The organism is Sphingobium sp. B11D3A, from assembly GCF_025961695.1.
Lineage (GTDB): Bacteria > Pseudomonadota > Alphaproteobacteria > Sphingomonadales > Sphingomonadaceae > Sphingobium.
Genome location: NZ_JAOQOE010000001.1, coordinates 853,722 through 867,029, shown reverse-complemented (window position 1 = coordinate 867,029; position 13,308 = coordinate 853,722). Strand labels below are relative to the sequence as shown.

General features: G+C 65.1%; 11 protein-coding genes. 6 read left to right on the top strand and 5 right to left on the bottom strand.

Translation table 11 applies throughout. The features are described 5' to 3' along the window. The first annotated feature begins 42 nt into the window (after window positions 1–42). Complete coding sequence (locus M2332_RS04150) at window positions 43–1,383, top strand: HD-GYP domain-containing protein (protein WP_264573081.1); 1,341 nt, start codon at window positions 43–45, stop codon at window positions 1,381–1,383. A gap of 18 nt (window positions 1,384–1,401) precedes the next feature. Here the strand turns inward: M2332_RS04150 and M2332_RS04145 are convergent, their stop codons facing one another. Then, entirely contained in the window at window positions 1,402–2,319 is a 918-nt protein-coding gene (locus tag M2332_RS04145) for a ketopantoate reductase family protein (RefSeq protein ID WP_264573080.1), read from the bottom strand. A 161-nt stretch (window positions 2,320–2,480) separates the two neighbouring features. Here M2332_RS04145 and M2332_RS04140 point away from each other — a divergent pair, with 161 nt between their 5' ends. After that, complete coding sequence (locus M2332_RS04140; protein WP_264573079.1) at window positions 2,481–3,365, top strand: SDR family oxidoreductase; 885 nt, start codon at window positions 2,481–2,483, stop codon at window positions 3,363–3,365. 19 nt (window positions 3,366–3,384) lie between these two features. Here M2332_RS04140 and M2332_RS04135 read toward each other — a convergent pair whose 3' ends face one another. Then, window positions 3,385–3,810 (bottom strand): SRPBCC family protein, encoded by a 426-nt coding sequence (locus tag M2332_RS04135; protein ID WP_264573078.1) that lies wholly within the window; start codon window positions 3,808–3,810, stop codon window positions 3,385–3,387. Window positions 3,811–4,019: 209 nt separating this feature from the next. Between M2332_RS04135 and M2332_RS04130 the strand changes: the two genes are divergently transcribed. Further along, a complete protein-coding gene (locus tag M2332_RS04130; protein ID WP_264573077.1) occupies window positions 4,020–5,492 on the top strand; it encodes an aldehyde dehydrogenase in 1,473 nt (490 codons plus the stop codon). Window positions 5,493–5,651: 159 nt separating this feature from the next. On the opposite strand, the gene M2332_RS04125 is transcribed toward M2332_RS04130, so the two are convergent. Together M2332_RS04125 and M2332_RS04120 are read right to left on the bottom strand one after the other, a co-directional pair. Beyond that, window positions 5,652–6,191 (bottom strand): PEPxxWA-CTERM sorting domain-containing protein, encoded by a 540-nt coding sequence (locus M2332_RS04125; RefSeq protein ID WP_264573076.1) that lies wholly within the window; start codon window positions 6,189–6,191, stop codon window positions 5,652–5,654. 97 nt (window positions 6,192–6,288) lie between these two features. Continuing rightward, window positions 6,289–8,298: a S9 family peptidase gene (locus tag M2332_RS04120; RefSeq protein ID WP_319801476.1), complete on the bottom strand. Its 2,010-nt coding sequence runs from the start codon at window positions 8,296–8,298 to the stop codon at window positions 6,289–6,291. A 265-nt stretch (window positions 8,299–8,563) separates the two neighbouring features. Here M2332_RS04120 and M2332_RS04115 point away from each other — a divergent pair, with 265 nt between their 5' ends. Continuing rightward, window positions 8,564–9,556 carry a bile acid:sodium symporter family protein gene (locus tag M2332_RS04115; RefSeq protein ID WP_264573075.1) on the top strand — a complete coding sequence of 331 codons (993 nt, stop codon included), beginning with the start codon at window positions 8,564–8,566 and terminating at the stop codon, window positions 9,554–9,556. Between the two features lie 4 nt (window positions 9,557–9,560). Here M2332_RS04115 and M2332_RS04110 read toward each other — a convergent pair whose 3' ends face one another. Continuing rightward, window positions 9,561–10,529: a helix-turn-helix domain-containing protein gene (locus M2332_RS04110; protein WP_181559957.1), complete on the bottom strand. Its 969-nt coding sequence runs from the start codon at window positions 10,527–10,529 to the stop codon at window positions 9,561–9,563. A 122-nt stretch (window positions 10,530–10,651) separates the two neighbouring features. Here M2332_RS04110 and M2332_RS04105 point away from each other — a divergent pair, with 122 nt between their 5' ends. Together M2332_RS04105 and M2332_RS04100 are read left to right on the top strand one after the other, a co-directional pair. Further along, the gene (locus tag M2332_RS04105) at window positions 10,652–12,679 is read left to right on the top strand and encodes a TonB-dependent receptor (RefSeq protein WP_413715940.1); all 2,028 of its coding nucleotides are present in this window, start codon (window positions 10,652–10,654) and stop codon (window positions 12,677–12,679) included. Window positions 12,680–12,771: 92 nt separating this feature from the next. Further along, a complete protein-coding gene (locus M2332_RS04100) occupies window positions 12,772–13,299 on the top strand; it encodes a cytochrome b (protein WP_264573074.1) in 528 nt (175 codons plus the stop codon). Window positions 13,300–13,308 lie beyond the last annotated feature (9 nt).

Below are 13,308 nucleotides of genomic sequence, written 5' to 3'. Positions count from 1 at the left end.
GGGCGCCATCGTCGTCGCTCGTACCTGACCGGCGGAGTCCAGATGCTCAAGAGAATCGATGTTGCTGACGTGAAACTCGGCATGTTCATTCACAAACTTGAAGGGCCGTGGCTCAAGCATCCGTTCTGGCGGACGAAATTCCTGCTGACCGATCCCCAGATCCTCGCCGACCTGCGCGCCAGCGAGGTTGAGGGCGTGATGATCGACATCGACAAGGGCGATGATGTCGCGGGTGCGGGCGGTCCGCGTCCGCCGACGACGACGCTGCGCCGACCGCTCGTGGCGGCAGGCTCCTCCGCCCCCTCGGGCGGTGTCGGTCTTGCCGAGCGGGTGCGCATGGAGCGGCTGCGCAAGCTGGTGCCGGAGCGCGCGAGCGGATCGAACGTCGTTCCGTTCAATCCCCGCTCCACGACGGCCTTGAGCGTCGGCGCGGAGGTGGGCCATGCCAAGGCCGTGGTGGCGCGGTCCAATCGCGTGATGAGCGCCGTCTTCGAGCAGGCCCGGCTGGGCAAAGCCATCTCGCGCGGGCAGGTGGAGCCGGTGATCGAGGATCTCTTCGCCTCCGTGCAGCGCAATCCGCACGCCTTCAACGGCCTGATGCGCATCCGCCGCGAGAATAGTTCGCTTTATGCACACGGCCTGGCGGTGAGCGCGCTGATGATCGCGTTGGGCCGCCAGATGGGCCTCGATGATGCTCGGGTGAAGGAAGCCGGGCTGGCCGGGCTGCTGATGGACGTGGGCATGGGCCATCTGCCCATCGACGTGGCGACGATCAGCGACGATTTGAGCGAGGGCGAGCGCAAGATCGTCGAGACGCACACCACGCTTGGCTATGAGTTCCTCCAGATGGGCGGCGAAATCGCCGAGGATGTCGCACTGGTCTGCCTTGAGCATCACGAGCGCTGCGATGGCTCCGGTTATCCCAACCAACTGACTGGCGAGAATATCAGCCTGTTTGGCCGCATGGCGGCCGTATGCGACGTCTATGACTCAATGACGTCCGACCGGCCGCATCGGCCACGGATCGACCCCAATGCCGCGCTCGGCCTGATGCGGGGCATGGAAGGCGAGCTGGATGACGAGATTCTCGATCACTTTATCGAGAGCGTGGGCGTCTACCCCATCGGCTCGGTGGTGCGCCTGAGCAACGGGCGCCTGGCGCTGGTGGTGGAGCAGAATGTCGGCGAATATACCACGCCGCGCGTCTGGAGCTTCTACGACATCGCCGCGCGCCGGGTGATAAAGCCGGAGGATATTGACCTGCGGCTGTGGAAAGGCCGCGTCGAGATCGCCTGCAGCGATGACGCTGCCGACTACGGGATCGACGATTTTCCGGCACTGCGAGAGATGGTCTTCAATGCAGCCTGCAAGGCGCTGCAATAAATGATGTTTTAGCTCGGATTATCGCCGGGCCAGCTCCATCAACCGGACAAGATCGGCCATGGTCTGATTGCTGGGCGCGGGGACGCCGACCGCTTGGGCGCGGTCGCAGATGGCGCCGTTGATGAAGTCGATCTCGCTGGCACGGCCGGCAATCATGTCCTGCAGCATGGAAGCCTTGTGACCGCGATGTTCGGCCAGCGCATGGTTGATGCTGGCGGTGATGCGAGCATGGTCGACCGTCACCCCATGGGCCTTGGCCGTGGCCACCACCTCGTCGACGATCGCTGCGATGATGCGGCGGCCGGGGGCGTTGTCCACGCCGGCATTGGGCTGGCCGGTGACGGCGCCGAGCGGGTTGAGCGCAGCGTTGAAGGCGACCTTTTCCCAGATCGCGACATCAATGTCCGTGCTGTAGCGCGCGTCGAAACCGGCGCGGGCGAGCAGGGCGGTCGCGGCCTGCGCCGCTTGCGCGCCGGCCGGCGTCATCGCGCCCAACTCGACATGGCCGGTGCCGTGGGATTCCACACCATTGAGGCCATGGAGGTCGGCCGGAAGCGCGGCAATCCCCTTGAGGATCTGGTCCTGAGGAAAACTTTCCGCCACAATCTCCGGATTGCCGAGGCCATTCTGGAGCGTGAGCACATAGGTGCCGCTGGCCGCGAGATGCGCGATCGACTGGATCGCCGAGCGGCTGTGCATCCCCTTGGTAAAGAGCAGAGCGAGATCGATGGGCGGCTGGGCATCGGCCGCAAGTCCGGCCCGCAGCGAGATGGTGCGCGTGCCATTGTCGTCGGTGAGGTGGATGCCGTCCCGGTCGATCGCTTCGATGCGGGTCTTGTCGACATCGATGAGCAGCACGTCCGCGCCGCTCTCGGCAATGCGTGCCGCGAACAGGCAGCCCATCGAGCCCGCGCCGATCATCAAAATGGACTGCACCTGCGTCTCCTTATTCCATGGCTGCCCGGCAGCACTCACGCGCGGCCCTGATGGCGTCCGGTCCGGCATGGGTCAAGCCGCTTGGCGCCGATCCTCCGGCGGGTTACCCTGTTTGCAATGCGTAACGCTCAAAGGCGCACGGACCATGAGGAGAGGCGGGCATGAAAAATTTTGCGGGCAAGGTGGCCGTCGTGACGGGCGGGGCGAGTGGCATTGGCCTCGGCATGGCGCGCACGTTCCTCGCCGAAGGCATGAAGCTCGTTATCGCCGATTACAATCAGGACCATCTCGATGCCGCCCGCGAGCTGATGACGGGCAACAATGCCACGCACTTCATCAAGGTGGACGTGACCGACCGGGCCGCCCTGCGCGCAGCGGCGCAGGAGGCGCTGGATATGTTCGGCAGGATCCACCTGCTGGCCAATAATGCGGGCGTCGGTGGCGGCGGTGCGGCGGATGATCCAGACTTTGAGGATTGGGACCGGACCATCGGCATAAACCTTGGCGGGGTGGTGAACGGCTGCAAGATCATCGTGCCGATCATCAAGGCGCAGGGTGAGGGCGGCCATGTCATCAACACAGCCTCCATGGCCGGCATGGTCCCGCTGCCCGGCGCCGGCGCCTATGCTGCGAGCAAATATGCCGTGCGCGGCTATACCCAGACGCTCCGGCTCGATCTCGCGCCGCATGGCATCGGCGTGTCCTGCCTCTATCCGGGCGCGGTGGAGAGCGCACTGATGCCGGTGCCGGAGGATGACAGCAGCGCGCCGCCGGGCGAGGAGGGTGTGTTCGTCAAGCGCTTCTGGGCCGCGATGCGCGCCGCCATGGATCCTCTGGAAATGGGCCGACTGGTGGTCGAGGCGATCCGCGAAAACCGCCCGCACATCCTCACGCACAGCGAATTCCTGCCGGAAATGCGCGCGATGCATCAGGATCTGGAAACCGCCTTCGTGACCGGTCTGCCGGTGCCCGAGGCACGGAGCAGTTTCGAGCGCTTCAGGCACGAGACGGTCGCGCGGCTCATGGCGATGGACGTGATCGACTGACCACCACCCATTGGGCGGGTCAGCCTGCCTGATGCGCCTGTTTGGCGTGGCGGGCGAAATTGTCGAGGATCGCTTGCCAGCCGTCCCGCTGCAAATCGCGGCTATGTTCGTCCTCCGGCTCGAACTGCACCTGAACATGGGTGCCATTCGCTGCAGACGCGAACGTCACGCGGGCGGTGCGGTCTCCGAACGCATATTCAATCAGGCGCTCCGGCTCGATGCGGGTGTAGGTGCCCGCGAAATCGAAGCCCACGCTGCCATCCTTGGCTTCCATGCGTGAGGAGAATGCGCCGCCTTCGCGAAGGTCGACGCTTGCTGCCGTCGTATGCCAGTCGTCGGATGCCGCATTCCACTGCATGATGTCTTCAGGCGTCGTGTAGCACCGCCAGACATGATCGATGGGCGCCTCCACAAGCGCTTCGACGGTGATCATTTCGCTGGTCATGATGGCTGATCTCTCCTTGCCGGCAGGCGTTCGCCTTCTCATCCGTTTGCGATGCCTCTCGGTCCATCCTCCTGCATGTCGGAGCGCCCTGTCAATGCAGCATGAGGCAGGGATCGATCCGGAAAGTGGCCATCGCATGCTTGCGCCTTCGCGTACCAATCGCCAATTAAGGCGCCACGAAGAGGACGTTCGATCTTAGGAGATTCGGCATGGAAAATTTCAACAAGACGATCAAAGGCATAAAGGATCGCGGCGCGGCGCAGTTGTTCATCGATGGCGAGTGGCGCAAGAGCAGCGGCACCAACGAGTTGTCGGTGGTGACCCCGCATGACGAGGAAACCGTCCTCACCTATTTCGAGCCGACCACGGCGGACGTGGACGTCGCAGTCGCCGCCGCACGCAAGGCTTTCGACACCGGCCCGTGGCCACGCATGGCGCCCGCCGAGCGCGGCGTGTACCTCAAGAAGGTCTCCGACATTCTGATGGCGCGCATGCCCGAGCTGGCCGAGGCCTGGACGGGCCAGGTCGGCGCCGTGATCGGCTTCTCCAGCAAGGCCAGCTATCAGGTGCCCGGCCTGTTCAAATTCTATGGCGAGCTGTGCGACAGCTACAAGTTCGTCGATGAGCGCATCGGCTCGATGGGCGGCAACAAGGTGCGCGTCGTGAAGGAGCCGGTCGGCGTCGTCGCGGCGGTCACGCCGTGGAACGCCCCGCTGGTGCTGCTGGTCTACAAGGTCGCAGCCGCGCTGGCCGCAGGCTGCACCATGGTCTGCAAGCCTTCGCCGGAAACGCCCATCGACGCGCACATCCTTGCTGAAGCGATCAAGGAAGCGGGCATCCCCGCCGGCGTGTTCAACATGCTGCCGGCCGGGCGCGAGGTGGGCGACCACCTCATCCGTCATCCGGGCATCGACAAGATCAGCTTCACCGGCTCGACCGCAGCGGGCAAGCACATTGCCGGCGTCGCGTCTGAGCGTCTCGCCCGCGTCAGCCTGGAGCTGGGCGGCAAGTCGGCGGCGATGATCCTCGACGATGCCGATATGGACCATGTGCTCAAGAGCCTCGTGCCCTATTCCATGCCGATCACCGGGCAGGTCTGCTTCTCGCTGACCCGCGTACTGGTGCCCAAGAGCCGCAAGAGCGAGATCATCGACGCCTATACGAGCGCCGTCTCCAAGGTGAAGGTCGGCGATCCGTTCGAGGCCGATACCGGCATGGGCCCGCTCACCATGCAGCGCCAGCTTGAGCGCGTGCAGGGCTATATCGCCAAGGGCAAGGCCGAGGGGGCCAAGCTTGCGCTCGGCGGCGGCCGCCCGGCCGACCTCAACCGTGGCTTCTTCATCGAGCCGACCGTGTTCACCGACGTCGACCCGAGCATGACGATCTTCCAGGAGGAGATTTTCGGCCCGGTCGTCTCGTTCGTCGATTATGACAATGAGGCGGACATGATCGCCAAGGCCAATGACACCGTCTACGGTCTGCACGGCGCAATCTACACGCAGGATGCCGAGCGCGGCTTCGCCGTCTCGCGCGAATATCGCGCCGGGTCGGTGACGATCAACGGCATGATGGTGGACATTCACATGCCCTTCGGCGGCTTCAAGCAGTCCGGCCTCGGTCGCGATGGCGGCATCGAAGGTCTCGAAAACTACACGGAGACGAAGGCGGTTTACTTCGCCTGATCTGGTCGGACGCCCGCCCGCGATTGTTGCGGGCGGGCGCTGGCATCAGGGACTTACAAGCAAGAAAAGCGCGTGCTCCTGCGAAGGCAGGAGCCCAGGGCGATAGCGCGTTGCGGTTGGGCCCTGGGCTCCTGCCTTCGCAGGAGCACAAGTTGTGCATCAGGCCCGCGCCAAGCTCAACGACATCTCCCGCCGCCTAATCATCGCACCCACCAGCGCCAGGCCTCCCATCATCATGGCCCAGCTTGCGGGTTCGGGGACGAAGGAGCCGAAGCGGATATAGGGGAAGGGTTCGGCCGGCCAGCTCTCATCCTGCCACATGCGCGCGCTGGTGATCGTCAGGTCGGCGCGATCAAACACCTCGTAGCCGGACATGAAGACGCCGCCGCCCTGCGTGGCGTGAAACAGCCCATCGAAGGGATCAACCGTCTCCGGCCCGAACGAAAAGCCGATGTCCCAGCGCGTCACATGGCCGAACAGGGCGGAATAGGTGAAATCGCCGGGCATGGTGCCACCGCCATTGCCGCCCACCGCGAGATCGCCGCTCGCGAAAAACGTCGTCTTGCCCAGATAGGTCGTGGTCTGCGCGACCTGATCGATCCGGTACACATCGGCAGTGCCGCTGATCTCGAATGGGGTGATGGCATGAGCGGGGAGAGACAGGGTGGCCAGAGCGGCCGCGAGCACAGGCTTCAACATGGAACGCCTCCCTAAAGGATGCGCCAGACTGTCTCATTTTCGAAGATGCGCCTAGAGCGCGGCAGGCCGGGCGGCACCGGCCTGCCTTTGTTTCGAGTTACTTCAGCGCATCGCTCAGGCCCGGCAGCATCTCCGCGCCGGCCAGCACCTTGGCGCTCGACTCCTTGACCGTGGCGCCGATTGGCTCTGCCCGCCCGCCGAGGCAGGCCGAGAGGAAGCTCTCGGTGATCGCATTGAAGGCGATATTATTCTGCGGCTTGGCGAAGCCATGGCCTTCGTCCGGGTAGAGCACGTAAGTCACCGGAATGGCGTTGGCCTTCATCGCCTCCACGATCTGGTCGCTCTCCGCCTGCTTCACGCGCGGATCATTGGCACCCTGACCGATGAGCAGCGGCTTGCTGATCTGGCCCGCCTTGTGCAGCGGCGAGGCTGCCTTGAGCAGCGCCAAACCCTCGGGCGTGTTGGGATTGCCCATGCGCTGGTGGAATTGCTCGATGCCGGCGGTCCAATAGGGCGGGATGGTGTTCAGCAGCGTCTCCAGATTGGAGGGGCCGACGATATCGACCCCGCACGCGAAGGCATCCGGCGTGAAGGCGAGACCGGCCAGCGTCGCATAGCCGCCATAGCTGCCGCCCATGATCGCGACCTTGTCCTTGGCCGTGATGCCCTTGCTGACCGCCCAATCGACCGCGTCGATCAGGTCGTCATGCATCTTGAGGCCCCATTGCAGGTTGCCGGCCGTGATGAAGCTTTTGCCAAAGCCGGTCGAGCCACGGAAGTTGACCGACAGCACGGCATAACCGCGATTGGCCAGCCACTGGTGATAGCTGTTATAACCAAAGCTGTCCCGCGCCCACGGGCCGCCATGGACGAGCAGGACCATCGGCGCCGGCTTGTCCGGCACGCCGTCGCCATTGGCATCGCTGCCGGGCGGCAGGGTGAGGTAGGAGACCAGCGCAAGGCCGTCGCGTGCGGGGATCTCCCGTGCATGCATGGGCACCAGCGGCGCGCCTTCCAGATCGGGGCGGCTAACATAGAGCTTGGTGAGCGCGCCTTTCTTGCGGTGGTACAGCCAGGCGGCGGCCGGCGCGGTGACCGGATCGTTGTAGATCGTCCAGACGGTATCGTCGCGCGTGCGGGAGGTGACCTGGAAATCGCCCTTCAGCCGCTTGCGCAGCCACGCCAGCGACTGGCCGACGTCGGGGTCGATCGCCGTCCATTCGGTGGTCAGATACTCGACCGAATATGCCTCGATCTCGCCGGTCACGGGATCGGCCATCGCGCCGCCGACATCGGCCTTGTCATTGGCGGCGAGCACCTGGCTCTTCCCCGTAGCGACGTCCTGCGCAATCAGCGCGGCGGTGTCGCGGCCCCGGCTGTCCAGCCAGTAGAGCGTCTTGCCATCCGTGGTGAAGCCGGCGGGCTGGGTGGTCAGGGCATCTTCCAGCGTGGTGCGGGAGAGGGGCTTGTCTTCCACGACGTTGTTCGTGACCCGGAAGAAATCATAGCCGCCCTCGGCATTGGGGCGCAGTGCCATGCGCAACACGAGATTATTGTCGGCGAGGAAGCCGGCATAGCCGTCGCCCCGGATGACCTCGGTCAGCGTCCCGGTCTTCAGGTTGAGACTATAGACATCGTGCCAGCGCTCGTCGCGGTTGTTGATGCCGACGAGAATGCGGTCGCTGATCGTGGTGGAAGTGCCGACAATCTGCACGCGCGTTTTCTCGAAGGGCGTCAGCAGCTTCTCGGCGCCGGTGGCGACATCGACCCCGTAGAGAAGGTAATTCTCGTCCCCGCCCTTGTCCTGCACATAGAGCAGCATGGCGGAATCGGCCGTCCAGTAGTGCACGCCAATGGGCCGGTCTTTCTCTGCCGTCATCGGCTTGGCCTGATCGGGATGGTCTGCCGGGGCGACCCAGATGTTCATCACGCCATCGCGGGGCGCGAGCCAGGAGAGATATTTGCCATCCGGGCTCACCCGCAGCTGCGCGCGGTCCGGGTTGCCGAACAGGCGCTGCCGCTCGATGATCGGCGCATCCTGCGCGAAGCTCGCCGTCGCGGGCACGCCGCCGGCAGCCAGCATGAAACCAAGGGCAAATGTCGTCACGCAGGTCGGCCTCTTCATAAAGCATGTCTCTCGATGGGCCGGTCGTCCGTTGGGAAGGGGGAGCCGGCTGTTTCGGAATAGCGCGAGCATATCGAATGGTTCCGCGACGGGCTAGCCGGCTGAGGCTTTATGGATGGCGGGCCAAGGCGTGCGGCAGACGTCCGAGGGTTTTGCCGACTAGAATTTGTGCGCCATGAGCCTATGGGCTTTGCCGGGATGGCCCTAAGGGTGCCTGCCAGACATTCATCCGATTGGGGGATAGCAATTGAAAAAGACCGGTCGCCTTGCCTGGCTGAAGATCGACCGCTTCACGCTGATGCTGTTGGGCACGCTGTTGCTGGCGAGCTTTTTGCCGGCGCGCGGCAGTCTGGTCCCGGCGGTGGATCTGCTCGGCAAGGTGCTGGTGATTGCGCTGTTCTTCATCCACGGCGCGCGTCTGCCGCGCGAGGCGGTGGTCGGCGCCATCGGCCAATGGAAGCTGCAACTGCTCATCCTCGCGGCGACCTTCGCATTGTTTCCGCTGATCGGTATCGCCCTCAAGCCGCTCTCCGGGCCGGTTATCGAGCCGATGCTGTTCACCGGCATTCTCTTCCTGTGCTGCCTGCCCTCGACAGTGCAGTCGTCCATCGCGCTGACGTCGATTGCGCGGGGGAATGTGCCGGCAGCGGTATGCGCGGCGGCGGCTTCCAATCTGGCCGGCGTGGTCTTTACGCCGCTGCTGACGGGCCTGCTGCTGGCGAGCAGCGCGGCAATCAACATGGATGCCGTCTGGGCGATCGTGGGCCTGATCCTGATCCCCTTCTCCATCGGTCAGGCGCTGCACGGCTGGATCGGCGCCTGGCTGCTGCGCCACAAGATGCTCACCTCATTCGTGGATCGCGGCGCCATATTAGTGATGGTCTATGGGGCATTCGGCAAGGCGGTGACCGGCGGCCTTTGGCAGGCGATCTCCGGCATCGACATCGCCATTCTGCTCGGCTTCTGCCTGCTCATTCTGGCCGTGGTCGTCATCGTGCTGCGGCTAGCGGCGCGGCTGACCGGCCTGGCGCGTCCTGACGAGGCTTCGCTGGTATTCTGCGGCTCGGTCAAATCGCTGGCGACGGGCGTGCCGATGGCGAATGTGCTTTTCCCCGCAGCCATGGCCGGCGCCGTCGTCCTGCCGGTAATGATGTTCCACATCGTCCAGCTGGTGACCGGCGCGTTCCTGGCGCGCGTCTATGAGCGCCGCGCGATTGCGGCGGCACCGAACGAGTCCTGACTGGTCAGTGAGTCAAAGGCCGCGCGAGGGCGCGCCATTGCCCGGGCGTCGTCTCGAACCGGCGCTTGAAGGCGCGGGCGAAATGGGCCGGGTCTTCGAAGCCGTTGGCAAAAGCGATCTGCGAGATCGAGGCGCCGGCCCAGCGCGCATCGCGCAGATCGTCGGCGGCCCGCTGCAGGCGGCGATTCCAGATTTGCCCTGTGATCGAAACGCCGAGCGCATCGCGCATCAGCTGATCGAGCCGGCGGCGGCTAATATGCTGCGCCTGCGCGATCTGTTCGGCGGTCAGGCCGGGGATCGAGAGATTGAGCTCGATATAGTCGAGCGCCTTCTGCACACGCCAGTGGACATTTTCCAGCTCCACCGCGAGGCCGGAAGTCGCGCCGAGGAGTTGGATGACGGCATTCATCGCCGCGTGCTGCTGCGCCTCTCGCAGGTCGCCCGCCACGCGCAGCAGGTGCAGCACGGTGTGAGCGAGCAGGGAGGTGCCGGCATCGCGCCCGGGAATGAGCGTCGCGACGAGATGCTCCATGTCCGGGAAACGGCTCATCACCAGCGCGCGGGGCATGCGCAGCAGCAGCAGCTGGCTGTAATCCAGCCCGCACAGGCGGAACGGGTAGCGCTCGTCGATAAAGCAGATGTCGCCCGGCGCCATCTCGCACTGGCGTTGCCGCTGGGTGGCAAGAGAGCTGCCTTCAGCCTGCAACATCATGGTGAGAAACTGGTGGGATTCCGGGCTGCCGGTGGGCGCGTATGTCACCTCGGCCGGGGCGGAGGACACGGCGAACAGCGCGCCCGGGCCAACACGGCGATGCAGGATCGCTCCGATTGTGGGATTGGCCTCGATCGCCTGTACGCACAGGCCGGGAAAAACATTCGGCGCCGCGCCAGCCCATATGTCCGCGCGCTTGGCCCGATCAAAGCCGCTCAGGTCGACAACCGAGGATAGACCCTCGAGATTGACTGCTTCCATCTCCTCAACTCCGATCCTGTATTGAGACAGGTGCCGAGCCTTGTCAAAGCAAATGGTCAGACATCCCCGCTTATTTATCGCGGCGTTGCCAAGGCCGGGCCGATCCGGCATGGCCCGGCCCCATGATGACCCATTTCCGTTTCGTCGTGCTGCTCAGCGGCACCAGTCTGCTGCTCTCGATGCCGCTTCATGCGCAGGAAACCGGCCCGGATGTGGTGGTGCTGGGGCAGGGGCTTGCGCTGCCGCCGGGCACGCCGGCTTATGGATCGGTCACGCTCGAAAAGACGCGGCTGGCGGAGGACGCCTCCGGCACCATTGAGCACGCGCTCGGCGACGTCGCCGGCTTCCAGCAGTTCCGCCGGTCGGATAGCCGCTCGGCCAATCCTTCGGCGCAGGGCGTCACGCTGCGCGCGCTGGGCGGCAATGCGACCAGCCGGGCGGTCGTGCTGCTGGATGGCGTGCCGCTGGCCGATCCCTTCTTCGGTTCCATTCCGTTCAATGCCCTGCCGCTCGACGGAATCGGCGCGGCGCGGATCACCCGGGGCGGTGGTGCGGGAAGCTTCGGGGCCGGCACGGTCGCCGGCAGCATCGAGCTGTTCAGCGCCGATCGCACGCAATTGCCGCGCTATAGCGCGCGGGCGCTCTATGGCTCGCGTAATGCGCAGCAGATCGAGGCGAGCCTTAGTCCCGATCTCGGCAATGGCTTCGTCTCCATCTCCGGCAGCTATGCCCGGGGTGATGGCTTCTGGACGACGCCTGCGGACCAGCGCGTCGCGGCCAGCGTGCCGGCGGGCTACGAGACATGGGCGGTGAGCGCGCGCGGTGTCGCCGCCGTGGGCGAGTCGAGCGAGATTCAGGCACGCATCGGCCTGTTTCGCGATGACCGGACCTTGCGCTTCGCCGGGGCAGATAGCGCGCAGGAAGGGCAGGACGCCAGCCTCCGTTATGTCGGGCGCGGCGACTGGCAGGTCGAGGCGCTGGGCTATGTGCAACTGCGCAACTTCAGCAACATCGTGGTCAGCGCGACGAGCTTTCGCCCGACGCTGAACCAGCGCAACACTCCGTCGACAGGGCTCGGCGGCAAGCTGGAGGTGCGCCCGCCGGTGGGTGAGGATCATCTGCTACGGATCGGCGCCGATAGCCGGTTCGCGAGCGCGGACATGTATGAGGAGGCGCTTAACGCCACGACCGGCGCCGCGACCGCGCGGCGTGAAGCCAGCGGCCGGCAGGTCACGAGCGGCATTTATGTGGAGGATGACTGGTCGCTCGGGCGCCTCATCCTGACCGGCGGCGCGCGCCTCGACTATTGGCGGATCAGTGGCGGGCGCTTCACCGAGCGAACGCCGGCCTCAGGGGTGGTCAGGACGGTGACTTATGCCGACCGCGAGGATTGGGAAGGCAGCTTCCGTGCAGGACTGATCTGGCAGGCAACGCCGGGAGTGGCTTTGCGTGCAGCGGGCTATACCAGCTTCCGCCTGCCGACGATCAACGAGCTGTATCGCGGCTTCACGGTGTTTCCGGTGACGACGCAGGCCAATGCCGATCTCGCCCCCGAGCGGCTGCGCGGTGTCGAGGCCGGGTTCGATCTGACCCCGGCGCCCGGCCTGACGCTCTCTGCCACCGCCTTCTACAATCATCTGGCCGATGCCGTCGCGAACGTGACGATCGGCACCAATCTGCGCCAGCGCCGCAATGTCGATGCGATTGTGGCGAAGGGCATCGAAGTGAGCGGGACGATGACGCTGGGGGACTTCGATCTCGCGGCATCCTATGCCTATAATGACAGCCGCGTGGAGGCGAGCGGCGCGGCGGCCCAGCTCGATGGCCTGCAACCAGCACAAAGCCCGCGCCATGGCGCCAGCGCCACGCTGGGCTGGCACGCGCCCGGCAATGCCCGGCTCGCGCTCACCGTGCGCCATGCCGGCCCGCAATATGAGGACGATCTGCAGGCCGACCGGATGCCCGCCGCAACCACGCTCGATGGCTATGCCCGCGTGCCACTGACCGGCCGGGTGGCGCTGGTCGGCCGGGTCGAGAACCTGTTCGACGAGCGCGTTGTGACCCGACAGGTCACCTCGACCAACGGCGCCGTGAGCACAGACCTCGGCACGCCGCAGACCTTCTGGATCGGCATCCAGATCGCGGGATAGCGCCTCCGTCGCGCTCGCATATTTGAGCGGCCTCTTGCGCAGCGGGGCCCTTGTCCGCATTCTGCCCATTGTTGGGCATGTTGGAGGACGTAATGGGGACTTACGCTGGGGTGCGCTATTCCATGGTGGCGATCTGGCTGCACTGGATCATTGCGCTGCTGATTATCGCCAATATCGCGATCGGCCTCGGGCACGATCCGCTGGGCGCGGTGATCCCCGGCGTCATGAATATTCACAAATCCATCGGGCTGACCGTCCTCGTCCTGTCCGTACTGGCGCTGCTCTGGCGCCTGATGAACAGCCCGCCGCCGCTGCCGACGACCATATCCCGACGCACCAAGCGCGCGGCGGCGTTGATGCATCGTCTGCTCTATGCCCTGATGATCCTCATGCCGCTCACCGGCTGGATCATGTCCTCGGCAGGGCCGCGTCCGCTCAACTGGTTCAATGTCTTCGACGTGCCCAAATTCGCGGTGGCGCGAGGCGATGCCATCGTGAACGTGGCCGGTTCGCATGAGGTGCTTGGGCTCATCTTCGGGGCGCTGGTGATCGGCCATATCGGCGCGGCGCTGTGGCACCAGTTCATCCGCCGGGATGGGCTGATTATTAGGATGGTGTGACGCTGCGGG

What these genes read in the sequence shown, in the direction of transcription:
- M2332_RS04150 (WP_264573081.1), top strand. Translation starts at nt 43, where the DNA reads ATGCTCAAGAGAATCGATGTTGCTGACGTGAAACTCGGCATGTTCATT.
- M2332_RS04140 (WP_264573079.1), top strand. Translation starts at nt 2,481, where the DNA reads ATGAAAAATTTTGCGGGCAAGGTGGCCGTCGTGACGGGCGGGGCGAGT.
- M2332_RS04135 (WP_264573078.1), bottom strand. Translation starts at nt 3,810, where the DNA reads ATGACCAGCGAAATGATCACCGTCGAAGCGCTTGTGGAGGCGCCCATC.
- M2332_RS04130 (WP_264573077.1), top strand. Translation starts at nt 4,020, where the DNA reads ATGGAAAATTTCAACAAGACGATCAAAGGCATAAAGGATCGCGGCGCG.
- M2332_RS04125 (WP_264573076.1), bottom strand. Translation starts at nt 6,191, where the DNA reads ATGTTGAAGCCTGTGCTCGCGGCCGCTCTGGCCACCCTGTCTCTCCCC.
- M2332_RS04110 (WP_181559957.1), bottom strand. Translation starts at nt 10,529, where the DNA reads ATGGAAGCAGTCAATCTCGAGGGTCTATCCTCGGTTGTCGACCTGAGC.
- M2332_RS04105 (WP_413715940.1), top strand. Translation starts at nt 10,652, where the DNA reads ATGATGACCCATTTCCGTTTCGTCGTGCTGCTCAGCGGCACCAGTCTG.
- M2332_RS04100 (WP_264573074.1), top strand. Translation starts at nt 12,772, where the DNA reads ATGGGGACTTACGCTGGGGTGCGCTATTCCATGGTGGCGATCTGGCTG.